The 17,241-nt window shown below is 50.8% G+C and carries 19 protein-coding genes, 3 tRNA genes and 1 pseudogene; 19 read left to right on the plus strand and 4 right to left on the minus strand.

What is annotated here, in order from left to right:
• Positions 1–319: 319 nt before the first annotated feature.
• The 11 genes and pseudogenes from ACHHV8_RS09800 to ACHHV8_RS09850 all read left to right on the plus strand — a co-directional run bounded on the left by ACHHV8_RS09800 (position 320) and on the right by ACHHV8_RS09850 (position 9,532).
• Positions 320–3,425 (plus strand): annotated as a pseudogene (locus ACHHV8_RS09800) (efflux RND transporter permease subunit).
• Between the two features lie 73 nt (positions 3,426–3,498).
• Positions 3,499–4,755, plus strand: coding sequence for an efflux RND transporter periplasmic adaptor subunit (locus ACHHV8_RS09805; RefSeq protein ID WP_395158105.1), 1,257 nt, complete (start codon positions 3,499–3,501; stop codon positions 4,753–4,755).
• A 167-nt stretch (positions 4,756–4,922) separates the two neighbouring features.
• Positions 4,923–5,468 (plus strand): phosphatidylglycerophosphatase A family protein, encoded by a 546-nt coding sequence (locus ACHHV8_RS09810; RefSeq protein ID WP_395158106.1) that lies wholly within the window; start codon positions 4,923–4,925, stop codon positions 5,466–5,468.
• 97 nt (positions 5,469–5,565) lie between these two features.
• Positions 5,566–5,733: a hypothetical protein gene (locus ACHHV8_RS09815; protein WP_395163701.1), complete on the plus strand. Its 168-nt coding sequence runs from the start codon at positions 5,566–5,568 to the stop codon at positions 5,731–5,733.
• Between the two features lie 71 nt (positions 5,734–5,804).
• Positions 5,805–5,881 (plus strand) — tRNA-Met (locus tag ACHHV8_RS09820).
• A 9-nt stretch (positions 5,882–5,890) separates the two neighbouring features.
• Positions 5,891–5,967, plus strand: a tRNA-Ile gene (locus tag ACHHV8_RS09825).
• 44 nt (positions 5,968–6,011) lie between these two features.
• A tRNA-Leu gene (locus tag ACHHV8_RS09830) sits at positions 6,012–6,096 on the plus strand.
• Positions 6,097–6,274: 178 nt separating this feature from the next.
• On the plus strand, positions 6,275–7,195 hold the full coding sequence (locus ACHHV8_RS09835; protein ID WP_395158107.1) for a hypothetical protein: 921 nt from the start codon (positions 6,275–6,277) through the stop codon (positions 7,193–7,195).
• On the plus strand, positions 7,170–7,907 hold the full coding sequence (locus ACHHV8_RS09840; protein ID WP_395158108.1) for a plastocyanin/azurin family copper-binding protein: 738 nt from the start codon (positions 7,170–7,172) through the stop codon (positions 7,905–7,907). The genes ACHHV8_RS09835 and ACHHV8_RS09840 overlap by 26 nt, the downstream gene beginning before the upstream one ends.
• Before the next feature lie 294 nt (positions 7,908–8,201).
• Positions 8,202–8,783, plus strand: a complete 582-nt coding sequence (locus ACHHV8_RS09845) for a sigma-70 family RNA polymerase sigma factor (protein ID WP_395158109.1) — start codon at positions 8,202–8,204, stop codon at positions 8,781–8,783.
• Positions 8,780–9,532: an anti-sigma factor gene (locus tag ACHHV8_RS09850; RefSeq protein WP_395158110.1), complete on the plus strand. Its 753-nt coding sequence runs from the start codon at positions 8,780–8,782 to the stop codon at positions 9,530–9,532. The genes ACHHV8_RS09845 and ACHHV8_RS09850 overlap by 4 nt, the downstream gene beginning before the upstream one ends.
• 105 nt (positions 9,533–9,637) lie before the next feature.
• On the opposite strand, the gene ACHHV8_RS09855 is transcribed toward ACHHV8_RS09850, so the two are convergent.
• Together ACHHV8_RS09855 and ACHHV8_RS09860 are read right to left on the minus strand one after the other, a co-directional pair.
• Positions 9,638–9,976, minus strand: a complete 339-nt coding sequence (locus tag ACHHV8_RS09855) for a hypothetical protein (RefSeq protein WP_395158111.1) — start codon at positions 9,974–9,976, stop codon at positions 9,638–9,640.
• Positions 9,977–10,012: 36 nt separating this feature from the next.
• The gene (locus tag ACHHV8_RS09860; RefSeq protein WP_395158112.1) at positions 10,013–10,711 is read right to left on the minus strand and encodes a pirin family protein; all 699 of its coding nucleotides are present in this window, start codon (positions 10,709–10,711) and stop codon (positions 10,013–10,015) included.
• A gap of 187 nt (positions 10,712–10,898) precedes the next feature.
• On the opposite strand from ACHHV8_RS09860, the gene ACHHV8_RS09865 reads away from it, so the two are divergent.
• The 6 genes from ACHHV8_RS09865 to ACHHV8_RS09890 all read left to right on the plus strand — a co-directional run bounded on the left by ACHHV8_RS09865 (position 10,899) and on the right by ACHHV8_RS09890 (position 14,347).
• Positions 10,899–12,062, plus strand: a complete 1,164-nt coding sequence (locus ACHHV8_RS09865; protein WP_395158113.1) for an acyltransferase — start codon at positions 10,899–10,901, stop codon at positions 12,060–12,062.
• Between the two features lie 126 nt (positions 12,063–12,188).
• Positions 12,189–12,395 carry a hypothetical protein gene (locus ACHHV8_RS09870; protein WP_395158114.1) on the plus strand — a complete coding sequence of 69 codons (207 nt, stop codon included), beginning with the start codon at positions 12,189–12,191 and terminating at the stop codon, positions 12,393–12,395.
• Positions 12,396–12,555: 160 nt separating this feature from the next.
• Positions 12,556–12,798 carry a hypothetical protein gene (locus tag ACHHV8_RS09875; RefSeq protein ID WP_395158115.1) on the plus strand — a complete coding sequence of 81 codons (243 nt, stop codon included), beginning with the start codon at positions 12,556–12,558 and terminating at the stop codon, positions 12,796–12,798.
• Positions 12,792–12,929: a hypothetical protein gene (locus ACHHV8_RS09880; protein WP_395158116.1), complete on the plus strand. Its 138-nt coding sequence runs from the start codon at positions 12,792–12,794 to the stop codon at positions 12,927–12,929. Before ACHHV8_RS09875 ends, ACHHV8_RS09880 begins: the two co-directional genes overlap by 7 nt.
• A 535-nt stretch (positions 12,930–13,464) precedes the next feature.
• Complete coding sequence (locus ACHHV8_RS09885) at positions 13,465–13,752, plus strand: hypothetical protein (protein WP_395158117.1); 288 nt, start codon at positions 13,465–13,467, stop codon at positions 13,750–13,752.
• A 322-nt stretch (positions 13,753–14,074) separates the two neighbouring features.
• The gene (locus ACHHV8_RS09890; protein ID WP_395158118.1) at positions 14,075–14,347 is read left to right on the plus strand and encodes a hypothetical protein; all 273 of its coding nucleotides are present in this window, start codon (positions 14,075–14,077) and stop codon (positions 14,345–14,347) included.
• Between the two features lie 326 nt (positions 14,348–14,673).
• Here ACHHV8_RS09890 and ACHHV8_RS09895 read toward each other — a convergent pair whose 3' ends face one another.
• Positions 14,674–15,792, minus strand: a complete 1,119-nt coding sequence (locus ACHHV8_RS09895; protein WP_395158119.1) for a site-specific integrase — start codon at positions 15,790–15,792, stop codon at positions 14,674–14,676.
• Positions 15,793–15,807: 15 nt separating this feature from the next.
• Positions 15,808–16,425, minus strand: coding sequence for a LexA family protein (locus tag ACHHV8_RS09900; RefSeq protein ID WP_395158120.1), 618 nt, complete (start codon positions 16,423–16,425; stop codon positions 15,808–15,810).
• A gap of 172 nt (positions 16,426–16,597) precedes the next feature.
• On the opposite strand from ACHHV8_RS09900, the gene ACHHV8_RS09905 reads away from it, so the two are divergent.
• Both ACHHV8_RS09905 and ACHHV8_RS09910 read left to right on the plus strand, forming a co-directional pair.
• The gene (locus ACHHV8_RS09905; protein ID WP_395158121.1) at positions 16,598–16,786 is read left to right on the plus strand and encodes a helix-turn-helix transcriptional regulator; all 189 of its coding nucleotides are present in this window, start codon (positions 16,598–16,600) and stop codon (positions 16,784–16,786) included.
• 158 nt (positions 16,787–16,944) lie between these two features.
• A complete protein-coding gene (locus ACHHV8_RS09910) occupies positions 16,945–17,148 on the plus strand; it encodes a helix-turn-helix domain-containing protein (protein ID WP_395158122.1) in 204 nt (67 codons plus the stop codon).
• Positions 17,149–17,241: the final 93 nt, after the last annotated feature.

Consider the following 17,241-nt stretch of genomic DNA (forward strand, 5'->3'; position numbering starts at 1 on the left):
TTTCGAATTATTAAGCTTTGGTCAATTGCCGATTTCAGTATTGACACATATTCCCATGTCCATTATGTTATGTTCGTTAATAATTTTCTTAACGATCGTAATTTTCGCTTTGGCAAAATCAGCTGTGGAAGTATCGCTGCGGCTTCGCCTGCATGAAATGCGCATAAACGGTCGTCTATTTCGGCTTGCGGCAGCAACGGCTTTAGTCTGAAGAAATATTTGCGATAAAAGAGATTTCCTTTTCATACCAAAACTTGAAGGGGAGATGACGGCAGCTTCGTCTAAGTAACGTAGCCCATGTGATGGAGGAGTAAAAAGGATGAACAAATTAACACAATTTTCCATGAAGAATATAACAGCGGTCATGATTATTATGCTGCTGCTGTTAGGGGGAGGCATCTATACTTCCACGACCCTGAAGGTGGAGAGTATGCCGGATATTTCCTTCCCTGTGGTCTTGATTAACACGCAGTATACGGCGCCTCCGAAAGACGTGCTGGAGGATATTACGAAGCCTCTGGAAAAGGCCGTAACCGGGCTTGACGGCATCAAAAACTTGACCTCCACCTCAAGCGATAACTTCTCGTCGATTGTCATCGAGCTGGAGCAGGACAAAAAGCCTGACGATGTGAAGAAGGACGTGGAAAGCCTGATCGCTAACGTCATTCTGCCTCAAAGCTCGGAGAAGCCGAAGGTGGAGACGATGGGCTTTGCATCGGAGCCGGTGTATTACTTGTCGATCTACGGCAGCAACGGGATGAGCCAGCAGGAGCTCGACAAGGTGTATAAGGATGTGATTCAGCCTGGGTTTAATACGATCAAGGGGATCGACCATCTGGATTCGATCGGCAACCAGGAAGCGGTTCTGACGATGAAGCTGGACGCTAACGCGCTGGCGAATTACGACTTGACGCCCTCCGCAGTGATAGGCAGCGTCCGGTTCCGCGCTGTTGACCAGCCCGGCGGGGTCGGTTGATTTTAACGGGAACGAGCAGATGGTTCGTGTGAAGAGCGATCTCAACACGGTATACAACCTGGAAAATATGAAGCTCAACACCGCCGGCGGGGATACGCTGCTCCTCAAACAGCTCGCCAAGGTCGAGGCGATTACGGAATCGACGTTTTTGTCCCGTCTGGACGGCAAGCCGGCGATCGGCGTCAACCTCTACAAGACCAAGAACGCAAACGCGGTCGAGTTCGCAGCCGAAGCGGACCGTTTAATGGCCGGCTGGAAAGAACAATATCCGAACATAACTTTCCACACCATTTACAATAGTGCAGTCGATATCAAGCATTCCATCAACGGGATGGTGCAGGAAGGCGCTTTGGGCGCTGTGCTGGCCTCGATCATGATTTTGCTTTTCCTGAGAAATCTCCGGATGACCCTCATCGTTCTGGTATCGATTCCTTTATCGATTCTGATTACTCTTCTGTTTATGGGCCCGCTGGGCATTTCCCTGAACATCATGACGCTCGGCGGTATGGCGATAGCGATCGGCCGGGTCGTCGACGACAGCATCGTGGTGATCGAGAATATATACACGGAGCTGCAGAAGGCGCAGGAACGCAACGAATCGGTCATCAAAATGGCGACCTCCCAGGTCGCAGCGGCCATCACTTCCTCTACGATCACAACGGTAGGCGTGTTCGGGCCGATTGCTTTTGTCAGCGGCGTGCTTGGCGAAGTGTTCCGTCCCTTTGCGATCACGCTGGTCGTAGCGCTAATGTCGTCCCTGCTCGTCGCTCTGACCGTCATCCCGATGCTTGCTAAGCTGCTGGTGATGAAAGGCAAAGCCGGCGGGCACCATGACGAAGACTCTCTTGGCAAATTTTCCGCGGGTTATAAGAAGTCGTTGATCTGGTCGCTGAACAACCGTAAAAAAACGGCCTTTCTTGCTTTTCTTCTTTTTATCATTACGGTTGCAGTGACGGTTCCGAATCTGTCGACTTCCTTCATGCCGGAGAGCGAATCGGACAAAATGATGTACTTTACAATCAAAATGCCGCGCGAAACGACAATTGAATCGATGGACGCGAAGGTCAAGGAAATTGAAACGATTATGCGGGAAGCGAAGGATTCCACAGGCGCGCCGACATTCAATTACGTGGAATCCTTGATCGGCTACAATAACAGCACAGACCGGATTCCTTACCGCTCCTCGATCTTTGCCGAGGCGTCTCCGGCCTCCAATGCCAAGCAGGTGGTCAATGAATTTAAAGACCGAATCGCTTTTACGCTGCCCAAAGGCTCCGAGGCCGAAGGCACGCTGATTTCCGCAGGCGGCCCGCCTTCAGGCGGAGCGGACTTCTCCTATGCGCTGAAGGGGGAGGATTTGCTGCTGCTGCAGCAGGCGGCGCAGCTGGTCAAGGAAAAGATGAAAGAATTCCCCGAGCTGACGGAAATTAAGGATACGCTGAGCGAATCCAAAACCGAGGTCGAAATTAACGTCGATCAGAATAAAGCGCGGCTTTACGGGCTCTCGTCGGCTCAAATTACCGATACGGTAAGGAGCTGGCTGGCCGAAGAGAAACTCGGCGATTTGAAATTCGATAACACCACGTTCAAAACCAAGATCATGCTTGACAAGTCCTTCAAAAACTCACTGGATAAACTCGGGCAGTTTCCGCTGAAGACCCCGTCCGGCGCGACGGTTCATCTGAATGAAATTGCCAAGGTGCGCCAGGTGGATGCGCCGGTATCGATTTCCCGCGAGCAGCAGGAACAGATCGTCAAGGTGAATGCCAAAATCGACAGCCCGGATAAAGGCGGTGTGAGCAGCAAGGTCGGCGCAGCCCTTAAGACGCTCTCGCTGCCGGACGGCGTGAGGCCGGAGGTCAAAGGGGTCACCGACGATATTGAAGAGAGCTTCAAGCAGATGTTCGTGGCAATGGGCGCTTCGATCTTTATCGTGTACCTGGTGATGGTGCTTGCTTTCGGCAACGGAAGCGCGCCATTCGCGATCCTGTTCTCGCTGCCTCTGGCGGCGATCGGGGGCTTGCTCGGCCTGCTCGTGACCCATGAATCGGTCAACATTACCTCGCTGATCGGCTTCCTGATGCTGATCGGGGTCGTCGTCACGAACGCGATCGTGCTCGTAGACCGGGTACAGCAGCTGAGGGAAGGTGGGCACAGCGTGCGGGATGCGTTGATTGAAGCGGGCATGACCCGGTTGCGGCCGATTATTATGACCGCAGGCGCGACGATCATTGCGCTTCTTCCTCTGGGGCTGGGCCTCTCCAAAGGCACGCTGATCTCCAAAGGGCTGGCGGTCGTTGTTATCGGCGGCTTGACGACTTCGACGCTGCTTACGTTGATTATCGTTCCGATCATCTATGAGATGATCGATAACTTTAAACGCCGGGTAGGGCGTCTGTTCAAGAAAAAGAATGCGGCAGCGGCGGATGCGGCTTCCGCTGGGAATTAACAAGCGATGGAAGCCGGCGATGACGCGGATACATTGAGACTCGCCGGACTTTCAAGGAAAAGGAGAATTCGGAATGAACCTTAACGAACATAAACATGTGATCAAACATAGCGCGAAGATGCTTGGCGCCGTGCTGCTGAGCTCTGCACTTCTGGCGGGCTGCACCTCGGCTCCGGCGGCTCAGCCCGCAGCCCAGACCGCGGAGCCGGCCTTGAAGGTCGTTAAAACCGCAGCCATCGAAAAGAAATCGATCGGCGATCCTCTGGAGCAGGTGGCGGACGTCGTGTCTTCGATTCAAATGGACGTGGTGACCAAAGTTTCCGGCGACGTGCAGGAGATTGTGAAGAAACGCGGAGAAATGGTTCAAAAGGGAGACGTTATTTTGAGGCTCGATCCGACCGATATCCAGCTGCAGAAGGATAAAAACGTGCTGGGGGCCAAAAGCGCCTCCCAGCAGCTGGATAAAGCCAGAGAGGAGCTGTCGGATTCCAAGGTCGATCTGCAGAATGCGGTGACCAAAGGCGAACAGGCGGTCAAGGACGCCGAGAAAAATTACGCCAAAATGCGTAACGATTTTGATCAGGGGCTTGTCACCAAGTTTCAGCTGGATCAGCTCGAAACCCAGTTGAACAATGCCCGTTTGGATCTGGAGAGCACCAAGAACAAATTGAAGACGCTGGAAACGACCAATTCGCTCGCGCAGCTGCAGACCCAGCTGGAATCCTCTAACTTAAGCGTCCGCGAGGCCGACCGTTCGCTTAACAATATGGAGATTAAAGCTCAAGTGAACGGGGTGATTACAGACCTGCCGGTAGAGGTCGGGATGACGCTGCCTGCGGGCTTCAAAGCCGCTCAGGTTCAGCAGCTCGACCCGATCAAGATTAAAGCGGAGCTGACCGAGGAATCGGCAAAGCTGATTCGCGGAAAAAGCGAACTGATGTTCTATATTCCTGGCAGCGCGGAGAAGCTGAAAGGAACGGTCAGCTACCTGGCGGATGTGATGAGCACGCAGACCAAGTCGTATCCGCTGGAGCTTGAAATTCCGAATGCCGACACGAAGCTGAAGCCGGGCATGAAGGTGCAGATTCTTTTGACGGACGAGAAGGATGAGATCGTGGTGACGGTTCCTACGCTCAGCGTCGTGCGCGAAGGCGGAGATACTTATGTGTTCGTGCTGAACGGCGATACGGCCGAGAAACGGAAGGTGCAGCTGGGACGGTTGAACGAGACGAACCAGGAAGTCCTGTCGGGTGTGAAAGAAGGCGAGCAGCTGGTTATTTCCGGTCAAAATCAATTGAAGGACAAAGAAAAAGTCAAGCTTACGCAGTAATTACCGCGGATATATTTCATACGTCCGATAAAACGAGAGCCGCTCTTTTCAATAAGAGCGGTTCTTTTTTTCGTATGGTGCAAATAGGAAAACCTTTTCGCAAGGGCTTTCATATTCTAAACTATGCTTTCATCTGTCATGCAGCGAAAGAAAGGGGCGATGCTACGATGAAACGTCAAGTCCACAGCAAAGAGACGAAAGCCGCGGTCTACCGCAAGCTGGCAGAACGGGGAGTCACGGTCGCGGATATTGCCTTAATTGTGCTGGAAATGCAGAAGCCGTACGAGCCGAATCTCCAGTTGGAGGCATGTGTCGAATCCGTCCAGGCTGTATTGAATAAAAGAGAGATCCACCATGCGATTCTGGTCGGCATCGAGCTGGATGAATTGGCGGAGCAGGGGAAGCTGTCCGAGCCCATCCAATCGATCATCGAGTCGGACGATGGATTGTTCGGATGCGATGAAACATTGGCTCTAGGCTCCGTTTTCGGTTACGGCAGCATTGGTGTTACAACCTTCGGCCATTTGGATAAACATAAGGTAGGCATCATCAAACAGCTGGATACCAAGGGCAGCGGCCAGGTGCATACGTTTCTCGACGACCTTGTCGCAAGCATTGCCGCTTCGGCGTCAAGCCGGATCGCCCATCATACCCGGGATGCGGAAGAGAGCGGGCATGAGAGCGAACAGGATCAGGGGACGGACGGAGTCTGAAATCGGCGTTAAGTTCCATCCGGATCAAATAAGAAGACCGAAAATTGGTTATGCTACAAAATAACGGACAGTTAGATTACGCAAACGGAGTGAGATTATGATGAACTGGGTGTACTGGGGCAAGTTGTACGAGAGTAAATTTCAAGCCGGCTGTCTGGCCAAAAGAATGGAAGAAGACTGGTGGATTTACGGTTATGAGTGCCCGCAGGAAGTCGAAGTATTCCGGTTGAAGAAAGGAAGATTTGGCGTTCGCTATATGGTATGATTTTTTTGTTGACATTTCATTTTTGTTTGTTGTACAATAAGGTTCGTCGCTATGAGAGGCTATCGTACTAACGCGGGGTGGAGCAGCCCGGTAGCTCGTCGGGCTCATAACCCGAAGGCCGCAGGTTCAAATCCTGCCCCCGCAACCAATTCATCCAGGGCCCTTAGCTCAGTTGGTTAGAGCGGTCGGCTCATAACCGATTGGTCGGGGGTTCGAGTCCCTCAGGGCCCACCATATACAGTACAAGCTTTGCCATAAGATCTGGATCAGATCTTTTTGCCGGAGTGGCGGAATGGCAGACGCACTGGACTTAAAATCCAGCGGTAGGTGACTACCGTACCGGTTCGAGTCCGGTCTTCGGCATAACGAATTACATAGCGTACCACAGCGAATTCCGTTGTTTCTTTACTTAGGTAGAGAGGCAGCGGAATTTTTTGTGTTTGCCGGATATATCGATCAAACCGAAAGCGGATTTCTTCCGTTATGTGAAGAGGAAGGCCATTAGGCTGGAATAGTTGAGACTCAGGGAGGAATCGGCGGAATGGGAAAAAAACGGCAAACGGCAGTATGGCTATTGGCAGGCAATCTGTTATTGGCGCATGCAATCCCGGTCATGGCAGCGGAGGATGCCGCGGCAGGTGCGGTAAAAACGGATGCGCAAACGATGGAGGAGCTCGGGGTGCTCCAAGGAGAGGGAGGCGGAGTATCGGCAGCCTATTTGGCCAAACCGGCCACGCGGATGCAGGCCGCTCTGCTGTTTTTGCGTTTAAAGGGGCTGGAAAGCGAAGCGCTCCGTTACAAGGGGACGGCGGGCTTTACAGATGCCGGCGAGGTCAATGAGTCAAACCAGGCGGTTCTGGGCTATCTTCAAGCGAACCCGCAATGGGGATGGAGCGGTACCGGCGGCGGGAGATTCGAGCCGGGAGCTCCTGTGACGGCTCAACAGTATTATAAAGTGCTGCTGGAAGCGCTAGGCTACAGGCAGGACAGTGATTTTACATACGAGGATACGCTCACCTTTGCGCGGTCACTCGGACTCTCACAGGCCGCGGACGCAGGGGCGCTGCGCAACGGTCACATCGCTTCAGCCACCGTCGAGGCTTTAGCCGCCCGTCTCAAGGGAAGCGATACAACGTTGCTGGCCTCCTTGGCCAATCAAAACGTTGTGGATGCGGCAAAGGCTTCGGGGGTTCCTGCCAAAGCGGTCACCATCGCAAATAACGCGCAGCTGGGCCCGTACTTGGTTGACGAAAAGGGCATGACGCTGTACATGTTTATGAAGGATACTCCGAATGTCAGCGCCTGCAAGGAACCAATGTGCGGCCAACTGGCCCGTTTACTACGCAGATTCGCTGCGCATTTCCGCGGAATTGAATGCTGCGGATTTCGGGACGATCGTCCGGGAGGACGGGACCAAACAAACCACTTACCGAGGCATGCCTTTATATTATTTCGTTCGTGATATGAAGCCTGGGGATACGAACGGACAGGGGGTCAATGGCCTGTGGATGGTGTTCAGCCATGCAGGGGTGACCGTTTCCTCGAAGGCGGAGCTTGGCAGTTATTTGGCGGATGCCATAGGGATGGCCTTATACCGCTTTACCAAGGACAGCGCCGGTCAAAGCGCCTGCAAGGGAAGCTGCGAGTCGGCGTGGCCGATATTTTATACGGACCATATGCCTGTCACGGGAGAGCTTGCTTCGGCGGCAGCTGATTTTGGCACCATAACGCGGGACGACGGTACGAAGCAGACCACCTTTAGAGGGATGCCGCTTTATTACTATGTGAAAGATCAGCAGCCGGGCGATACGCTGGGTCAGGATGTGCTTCATGCCTGGTATGTTATAGATCCGGCGGGTTCGGCTTCAGAAACGGCGAAGGAAACTGCCGACTCCAGTTCACCGAACCAGTATGCTGTGGAGATCAGTCATTTTGCATTTTCGCAGAAGGAACTGACGGTTGAAGCGGGAGCGACGATAACTTTTACGAACCAGGATCAGGTGATGCATAATGCTGTGTCCGATCAATTAAACGCCGACGGGACGCCGGTGTTCGAGACGAGGCTGCTTGGCCAAGGGGAGTCCGCGTCGGTAACGCTGACCGAGCCGGGAGAATATACGTACTACTGCCGACCGCACCAGAGCGTAATGAAAGGTAAAATTATTGTCAAGTAATGCAAAATGCATTGAAGCCTGAGGGCGAGTCATCGCCTGAAGGCTTTTTTTAACATATCATAATTTATAAATTTTCGGGGTCCCCGCAAAGTACCTGAGTCTGCTTCGAAGCAAAAGCCCCACTTTGTGGGGTTATTTAGCTGCGGGCCGGTCGTTGGATTGTAAGCTATGAGAACGTTTACTATTGCCAAATATAACGGATTCGTAGAAGATATCAGTATACCTCTTGTTACCTGCCGATCCGTTTTCATTATACTGATAGAGTCGCCGTAAGACTCGGGGAGTGCCGATCGCGTGCAGTCATATTCGGACGAACAATTAATGCAGCTTATTCAAGAAAAGCAAAGCTTTGCGCTTCGTATTTTGTATGACCGTTATGTCCGGCTGGTCTATTCCTTCGCCATGAAGTCTGCGGGGGATACCCAATATGCCCAGGATATCGTCCAGCTTGTATTTACCCGGCTGTGGACGACGGAGCATGGCTACGATCCGGCCAAAGGAAAATTCGTAAGCTGGCTGCTTACCATCACTAGAAATATTGCCATCGATCAATTGAGAAAGCAGCGGAACCAGCAAGCCACGATCGCTTATGAGGAGCAAACGCTGGCGGCTGCCCGCCTTTCATCCGCAGGAAGCGACGATTTGGACCATGAAATTACGAGGCGGCTGTTGAAAGAGGAAATCGAGCAGGCGTACCGCTTCTTGTCCTCCAGCCAAATTCAACTGATTCGCCGGCTCTACTGGGAAGGATACACCTTGAATGAGATCGCCGTACAGAACGGGGAGCCGTTAGGCACAGTCAAAAGCAGGCTTCACCAAGCGTTAAAGACGCTTCGCAAGCATTTGAACACGATAGAAAGGAGTGAGCTGCCATGACAATTTCTCAGGATTCATGCGATACTCTGCTGCCTTACTTTTTAAAAGAGCTGTCTGCTAAAGAGGCGGAGGCTTTTGAGGCGCATTTGGCACATTGCGCGGATTGCAGAGAACAGCTTCAAGAGCTTCGGCAGGTCTGGCAGGCGCTCCCGTATGAGATGGAAGAGGCGGAGCTCCCCGATGAGCTCAAAACGCAAATGTTCAGCCGGATTCAGGAGGAGCTTGCTTTAGAGGCTGAAGAGGAACAGCCCATACCGTTACCGCTCCAGTCTGTGAACGCCCCGCAGCGTTTGTCCTGGTACCGGAAGCCGCTGCTGACCGCGGCAGCCGTGCTGGCGGCAGTGATAGGCGCTGCGGTCTGGATGAACGCCAAGCCTGTCAGCGGCCCGGCTTCCGCCGTGGTAGAGCCTCCGGCTTCCGCCAAAGCGCAGTACGTGCTGAAAGCCTACGATCCCTCGATGCCGTCTGCAGGAGGAACCGCATGGATTGTACAGAAGGGCGGCACGGAACAGCTTGTCCTGAAAATGAACGGGCTGAAGGACGTGACCGGCGAGCAGGCATACCAGCTCTGGGTCATTAAAGACGGCAAACGGTACAATGGAGGGACATTCCGCACGGATACCGGAGGGAATGCCCTATTGACGTGCGACTTGCAGCCGGTGCAGGGTACGTTTGAAGCTTTGGGAATTACACTGGAGCCCGACGCCCAGGGAGTTCAGCCAAGGGGAAAGAAAGTGCTGGGGACTTAAGAGCCGAGCCGGAAGGGGGATCCCGGCTCTATCCGGGTATGCAAACAAAGCCCTTGCCCGGCCGAATGGCCAAGCAAGGGCAGATGTCCGAAAGGAAAGCGGCGGCTATACTTTTTCGTTGTTATATTCCATCATGGCGTCCAGATCAATCGTCAGGCGCCCGGTTCCCGGATTGTATTGAATTTGCGGAATATCCTTATCGTAAAACCATTTTTTACGGATCGGCTGCCCCGGCTGTTCCACGAAATAAAACAGATTTAAGTCGGCTGCATACCGGGTTAAAAGCTCGGCGGCGGCCGGCTCGACGTTTTCTATGACAAAGCTCCACCCTCTGGGCGATTCCGCCAGCCTAAAGCGTTTGTGCGTACCGGACACATCGAGCAGCATCCGGCTTCCTATGGCATGCTTGATATATAATGTTTCATTGGTCTGGCTTTCGGACATACAGGTCACGCTCCTCTGCAAATATAAAAATCCGGCTTAGGGCAGGTCGATGAGCAGCAGCGCCGCTCCCTGTCCGGAGTTTAACTCCAATATTGTCGTATCCGTGATTCTGGCGGCATCGCGCTTTTGCAGCTGCGCATTCCCGTTCAGGGCCAAATCCCCTTCAATGACAAAGACATAGATCCGGCGTCCTTCCGGCTGCGTAAACGTCAAGGAACGGCCTGCTTCGAGCTTGGACAAATAAATAGTCATGTCCTGATGGATATGGGCCACGCCCGGACCGGATTCGTGTGAAACCACAGGCAGCAGCTGATTTACCATCTGCTCCGGGTTGTAGTGGCTTGTTTCATAAGAAGGCGGCAGCTGGCGATGGTTCGGCTTGAACCAGATTTGCAGCAGCTCGACCTCTTCGTCTGCCGGGTTCACTTCGGAATGGATAATTCCTGTGCCCGCGGACATGCGCTGCACCCCGCCGTAGCCGGTGACCGCCGAATGGCCTGTGCTGTCTTCATGCTTCAGCTGGCCGCGCAGGACAATGGATACGATCTCCATTTCCCGGTGGGGATGTGCGCCGAAGCCCCGGTGTCCTGCAATCGTGTCGTCATTGAAGACGCACAGCGGACCGAACTCTGTATTATCCGGATCATAGTAATCGCCGAAGGAAAAGCTGAAATTGCTCTGAAGCCAGCCGTGGTCGGCGGAATAGCGGGATTGAGCAGGATAGATGTTGATCATAAGTCCACTCCTTTGAAATTGAAGGCATGTCTTCATGGAAAAGCCAGTTCTACTTTCAATATATCGAAGCGGGAACCGATTTTCAAATTCATCCCCCAAAAACTATCAAAACGCGCCAACGCGAATATGGTATGATAGGAAGGCTGGTTTGAAAGGTCTGCAAGAATGGAAAAGGAGTAGAATGGTTTTGGCTAAAAAGACAAAAATTGAGGAAATCCAATATTTGCGCGGATTTGCGTTTTTGGCGGTCGTACTGCAGCATGCTATCGGTCACTATGCCTATGAGCCGGAGGCGGGGCTTGCGGACGGCACACTGCTCGGAGCCTGGCTGATTGCGGCAAAATTCGCGGTGCCGATGTTTATATTCATCACCGGACTCGTACTCTTCTATAATTATCCCAACGGCGTTTCTTACGGAACGTTTCTATTAAAAAGATGCAAGGATATCATGCTGCCTTATCTGCTTTGGTCGCTGCTTTACGCCGTCGTCTTCGGCGGCATCCGTTCGGTTCAATGGCCGCAGCTGCGCGAAGTGCTGCATGACTGGCTGACCGGCAAGGCGTCCTACCATCTCTGGTATGTCGTGATGGTTATCCAGCTTTATATTGCCTTTCCGCTTATTCAAAGCATCGTACAGCGGGTTTACCGGGCGCTCAACGGTGCTCCGTGGCTGTTAAGAACCTTGTTTCTCCTGTTGTGCGCGGGATATGTGCTGCTGACCGGCATAGTGGGTCGGGTGAGCGAGGTTGCCGCTGCCCTTCATGTGCCCGTTCTGACACCGCTGTTTACCGAATATGCGGACCGGAACGCGCTTTATTTCATTGTTTATTTCCTGCTTGGCGCGGCGGCCGGCTTACAGGTTCAGGAATGGAAGGAGCGGCTGTGGAGGTGGAGATATGCCTGCCTGGGGACCTATGCTGTTCTGGCTTCCATCCTGCTCTATCGAATTGTAGACAGCTTCGGCAGCCCTGCTGTTATCCAGTTTAACGCAACGCTGCTGCTGCAGCCGTTCATGGCGCTATTTCTGCTGGCCTCCGTGCTCGCCATGTGCATCGTATCGATCGGCTGCCAGCTTCATGCGGGGCAACGGCTGAGAGGACTGATGGCCTTCGTCGGCCGGCATTCATACGGCGCCTACCTTGCGCATGCGCTAATGCTGACCTTCAGCACCGCGGCGGCGGATGTCCTGCTGCCCGGCATGAACGTGTCGCTGCGGACGCTGGCTGCGTTTGCGCTCTGCGCCGGCTTGTCGCTTCTGACGTCTGCGGTGCTCGGAAGATTCCACTTCGGCAGCCTGCTGACCGGCGCTCCTGCACCGCGAAAGCCCGTTTCCCCGGCGCAGGGAGGATAGCCGCCTCTGTGCGGCGTACAAGCTCAAAATATTGTTGCCGGCGGACAGGCAGCCCTTGGCCGAGCGCGGTACGCGCAGCCTGCGGATTTCATAGTATAAACCAACCTAAGTGTTGAGGTGAAGACTATGAGTGGCAAAAAGGTCAAGAAAAAAAGCACGCCGCCGTCCGGTATAGACAAAAACAAATTTAACATGAAAATCGTGACCTCCGATGTGTGCAGCCGGTGCAGAAAATGCGAGCGGGGGCTGCGTTATTTGGAGAGAATGTCCCAGCCGGGAGCCGTCGGCAAGGGCATCCCCTGTATTTTGACCAAGGGAAAAGCTTATGTATAACGATACGCTCAAGGTCTCGTCCATCAACGGGCCTTTTTTCGTGGCCTTGCCCGGCTGGCTTTTCATAAGACTCTCCATAGCCATCGGCGGGTGCTTGTTTCAAACAAGCCCGTACCGGTTAATACAAAGTATCTTATTTCGAAATGGAGGGCGAAGACAGATGAGGAAAACCTACTATGTATCTGTTGCGTCTGCAACCATTGAAGATAATGACATGCTTGCGGATCAGGCCAACTATGCTTACGAATTTGTCGTAAAGGCGAACGAAGAGGAGCTGCGCAACCTAAGGGAGCTGCTTGATGCCTATACGACGGATATGGAGAAAACATTTGCCAGGGCACCGGCCCCTACAAGTCCGCGGATCATGACGCGGCGACGGAGGAGCACAATGAACGAATGCTGAGTCTGTATTCGCTGCTGTATCAGCTGGGTACGCTGGACACCCAAAAGCATATTGAACGCATGGGAATTATGGACAAGCTGAGGCAGCCGGATTACCATCATGCAGGCTATGAAAACGAAGCCAATTACTAGGCAAAGCGGAAATGGAACTGAATATAGATCAAAAAATAAGCTGCGGGACGAGTTCTCGACAGCTTATTTTCTTTTTCATGCTAAAAACCGAAAAATAGTTTAAATCGGAGCCCAAATTTCGAGCATCTTTTTACAGGGATTAGTATATAATCCAACGTACTACTATAAATTTAAAACTAACAAGAATAGGGAGATGCGAATGTTATATGTAAATCATCTGAATATTGCTAACAAGAGCGAGAACGTGTACTGCTGCCTAAGGAACAAAATTGTACAATTAGGTGAACCGCAAGTGTCTAAATATTGCTCGGGATGCTCGATGTTCAATGGCTTGGAAGAGAACTATAAAAGTGTGCGTTGCCTCTGGAATGACTGGCGTCATACTCAGGATGATGAAGATTATGTTGTATTGGACCCGCAGCTGGAGTTTATGAGCATGCAATCGAGAGATATTCGCTGCGGTTAATCGTTTGGCCATTTTGCGCTTCAGTTTAAATCTTGACCTTTTGACCATCATCCTAGGAGGATTGTTACTTTGAGAAACAAATACAACAACTTTCGCGTTCAAATCAAGTGGTTTATGAATGAAGAGATCGAAACCACAATTAAAAATTTAGAAATAGGATTAATTAGCAGAGATCAAGCGATCGGCAGCCTGAATACGGTTTTCCGCATCGCATCGAACATAGAGGACAGCAATTATATGGGCAGAATATGCCGGGTTATTTCCTATATACGCAGCTCAAGCAATTATTTCAGATTGTTCAAGACTTACCAGAACAGCTTTAAAGAAGAAGAGATTCCGCAGGTAAAGGAAATGTAATCCTGTACGCATAACCGGAGAAGGTTTAAGGGGAAAGGGCGCAAATCGTTATGGATTTGTGCCTTTTTGCTGTTCTTCCTCAGCAGGCAAGTCCATGTGCGGGTATAAAAAAAATCCCTGTCGCGTCGATGGCAGCGACGGCAGGGATCTACGTGATATATGTTGAATGTGGGATCAACGGTTTTTATTATAAGGGGCCGTTCTTAAATTTAGATGAAAGCAACCTTAAATGAAAATAAAAATGAAAGCCAAACAGAGGTATAAAAAGTAATTTTTTTACAAATCCTTAAACCGTTAACTTTCCTAGGAGGTCAGGCAATCTATGGCGCAAGAGGTAGTTCAGCAGTTACAGCAGAAGCTGCAGGAAACGGCTCAGCAGGTGCAGGAAGTATCGCAGGCGACGGAGCAATTGGCGCAGGAGATCAATGTCCAGCAGCTTGAGCAGATTCAGCAGCAGGTCCAGCAAAACGCTCAGCAGCTGCAGCAGCTGCAGTCGGCCGTGCAAAATTCAGGCTCGAACAATGCCTCCGACCCTTCGCAGAACAACGCGGGAGCCGGCTCGAATGCGGATTCTTCATCCGCGTCAGATCAGTAAAAGAGTAGGGAAGAAGAAAAGAACCTCGAGGCATCGAGGTTCTTTTCTTGTACTATAGTAAGAAAATATGTGAAAGAATAGAAAAAGAACCTTGATTCCTCAAGGTTCCTTCTTTATGACCTGTGCTGGGTTCGAACCAGCGACCCCTACCCTGTCAAAAAAGAGCAGCGCCTGTATTGTCGGATGTACGTTAGTGCATAATAGTGTCAAAAGCCTTGTTATATGGGGGTTTCTTGCGGCGGGTTAATGTATGTTAGTCCGTTTGGAAATGGGGTGTTTTTCGTTAATGCGTTGGCAAATTGTTGGCAAGTGTGGGCAAAAAAAATTTAACTGAATAATAGCTTACCGACCTTCTCTGCTGCATCTTTCTGCATGTGGGGGAGTACGTGGGAGTATATCTCTAAGGTGACCCTCATATCTGCGTGCCCTAGCCTCTCAGCTACAACCTTTGGGTGAATCCCTTGGGTAAGTAATAGTGTGGCATGTGTGTGCCGTAGGTCGTGGAAAGTTATATGCGGTACTTCGGATTGGCTTAATAGTCTGTAAAATGTCCGCGATAGGTTTCTTGGCGTTACTGGTGTTCCCTTGCTTGTCGGTGTCACCAGATCATAATCTGTGTATTCGCCCTCTTGAGCTTTTAATCGCTCCTGCAATATACGAGCTTTTTGTTTGCGGAGGATTTTAACAAGATCGGCGTCAATACTGACAGTCCTATTCCCTGATTTTGTTTTTGTTCCGGCTGAAAGCTCTTTGCCGTCATGGGAGAGCGTTTGCACGATGTGAAGTGTGCCGGCTTCCAGGTCAACGTCCTTCCAACGTAATCCGAGGATCTCACCTTGACGCATTCCCGTACTAAGAGCGAGGAGAAAAGCGACGTAAAGCCGATCAGTTAGGGCTATTTTTAAAAATTCCTTTGCTTGTTCGGCAGTCCAGACGGACAACTCTTTCCGGCCGGCTCTCGGTTTCTCAACCAAAGCCGCGGGATTCCGCTGAATGATTCCCCACTTAACGGCCTGATTTAGAGCCGCGGTAAATACCTTATGAACATCTCGCACCGTTCCCTCAGCAAGCTTTTTCTCATTTAACAAGGTAGCGTAAAATTTTCCGATCTCTGCTGGAGTGAGCTTAGTTATGTCGATTTTACCCATAGCGGGGATGATGTGATATTCAATGTGGTGCTTGTAGCTGGCGTAAGTGTTGCTTTTAAGGCTTATCCGTTTTGACTCCAGCCAATCCGATAGATATTTCTCTAGGAGCTGCTTAACAGGTTTTCGATAATTATTATTTTCCAATTGCACAATTAACTCGGCTGCGGCAGCTTGCGCCTCTTTCTTGGTTTTAAACCCGCCCTTTTCCTTTTGACGCCTTTTCCCGGTTGCTGGATCGGGCCCGAGGTCCACGATATAGCTCCACTTGTCGCCTCTTTTCCGGTATGATCCGTTCATAATATCCTCCCCGAATTAGTATTTAATGACATTCATTTTCAACTTACCGATAATTTGCGTTTCGGCTGGCGGGCAAAACACAGGTGGGTAATTAGGATTTTCAGATTGAAGAACCAGCGTATCCCCGTTACGGTACACCCGTTTTAAATAGGCTGTATCGCCAATTAAAACCGCAGCAATTTCACCGTTTTCAACTTCGGGCTGTTTTCTAATCAATAACAGATCGCCGTCATATATCCGGGCGCCGCTCATCGAATCGCCATTGGCACGTAAATAGAAATACTCTCCGCTGCTAAGCCATTCTTTTGGCGTAGGCTCATACCCCTCAATGTTCTCGAAAGCAAGGTTACCATTTCCGCACGAAATTTTCCCGACAATCGGAAGTAATACAAGCTCCCCGCCAACAGGTGTCAGAGTTTTCGCGTCGTCTTTGTTTTCTTTATTATCTGAAAATATATCATCAATGTTAACCTGATAAACTGCAGCCAGTTCTCTAATCGTGTCTAAGCTAGGACGTCTTTGCTCATTCTCATAATGGGAGTAGGTCTGTTTACTCACGCCTAGCTTTTTTGCGACTTCTTCTTGAGTCCATTTTTCTATTTTACGAAGTTCTTTCAGTTTTTTACCGTACACTTTAACTCCTCCTAAGTCTATCTTTAGTGTATTATACCCATAAAGTACGGACGTGTAAACAGAAAGTTGACAAATTTGTTGATGAACGTAAAAACAACGTGTTGACATCGCCCAATTGTTGATTTATTATTTAGTCAACAGGCAGGCGACAAACAATGAGAGGAGGTTTAGTATGTTGGGTGTTGTTGAAGCTAGGCGAAAAGAATTAAAGCTTTCACAGGAAAAATTCGCCAATAAAATTGGAGTCAGCAGGCAATATTACAACGCTGTAGAAAATTTTAGGTGTAAGCCGTCTGTTAAATTGGCAAAAGAGATAGCGGGTATTCTACAAGTTAATTGGACTATTTTTTTTGACAACTAAGTCAACAAATAGGCGACTCGGTTGGAGGTGATGCCATGACCGAGCAGGAGAAAGCAAAAAAGAAGGAGCAGTTACTCCGAGAAATCTGCTGCGAATTGAAAGTTTTGGAACAAAGCGGCTCTAAGTGAGCCGCAGAGTACCTATAGGAGGTGGACAAGATGTCGGTCCAAATAAATAACAGCCTTCCGGAAGTGTTGACGCCAAAAGACATTGCGGATTTCCTAAGGGTCAATGTTCGTCGGGTATACGATAACCTGCAACTTAAACCGGAATCAGGCGGCATACCGCACATACGAATTGGAAAGCAAATGCGTATCGAAAAAACCGATTTTGTTGCTTGGCTGGCTAACCAAAAGAGCTGAAAGGAGGTGTGGCCGTGCCAGTACCGACGGACGAGTTGCTGGAGCACTTAGCGGATAGTTTCCTAGCCCTAAAGCCTTCCGGGCTTACCTTCA

It is taken from the genome of Paenibacillus sp. TAB_01 (assembly GCF_043945595.1).
Lineage (GTDB): Bacteria > Bacillota > Bacilli > Paenibacillales > NBRC-103111 > Paenibacillus_S.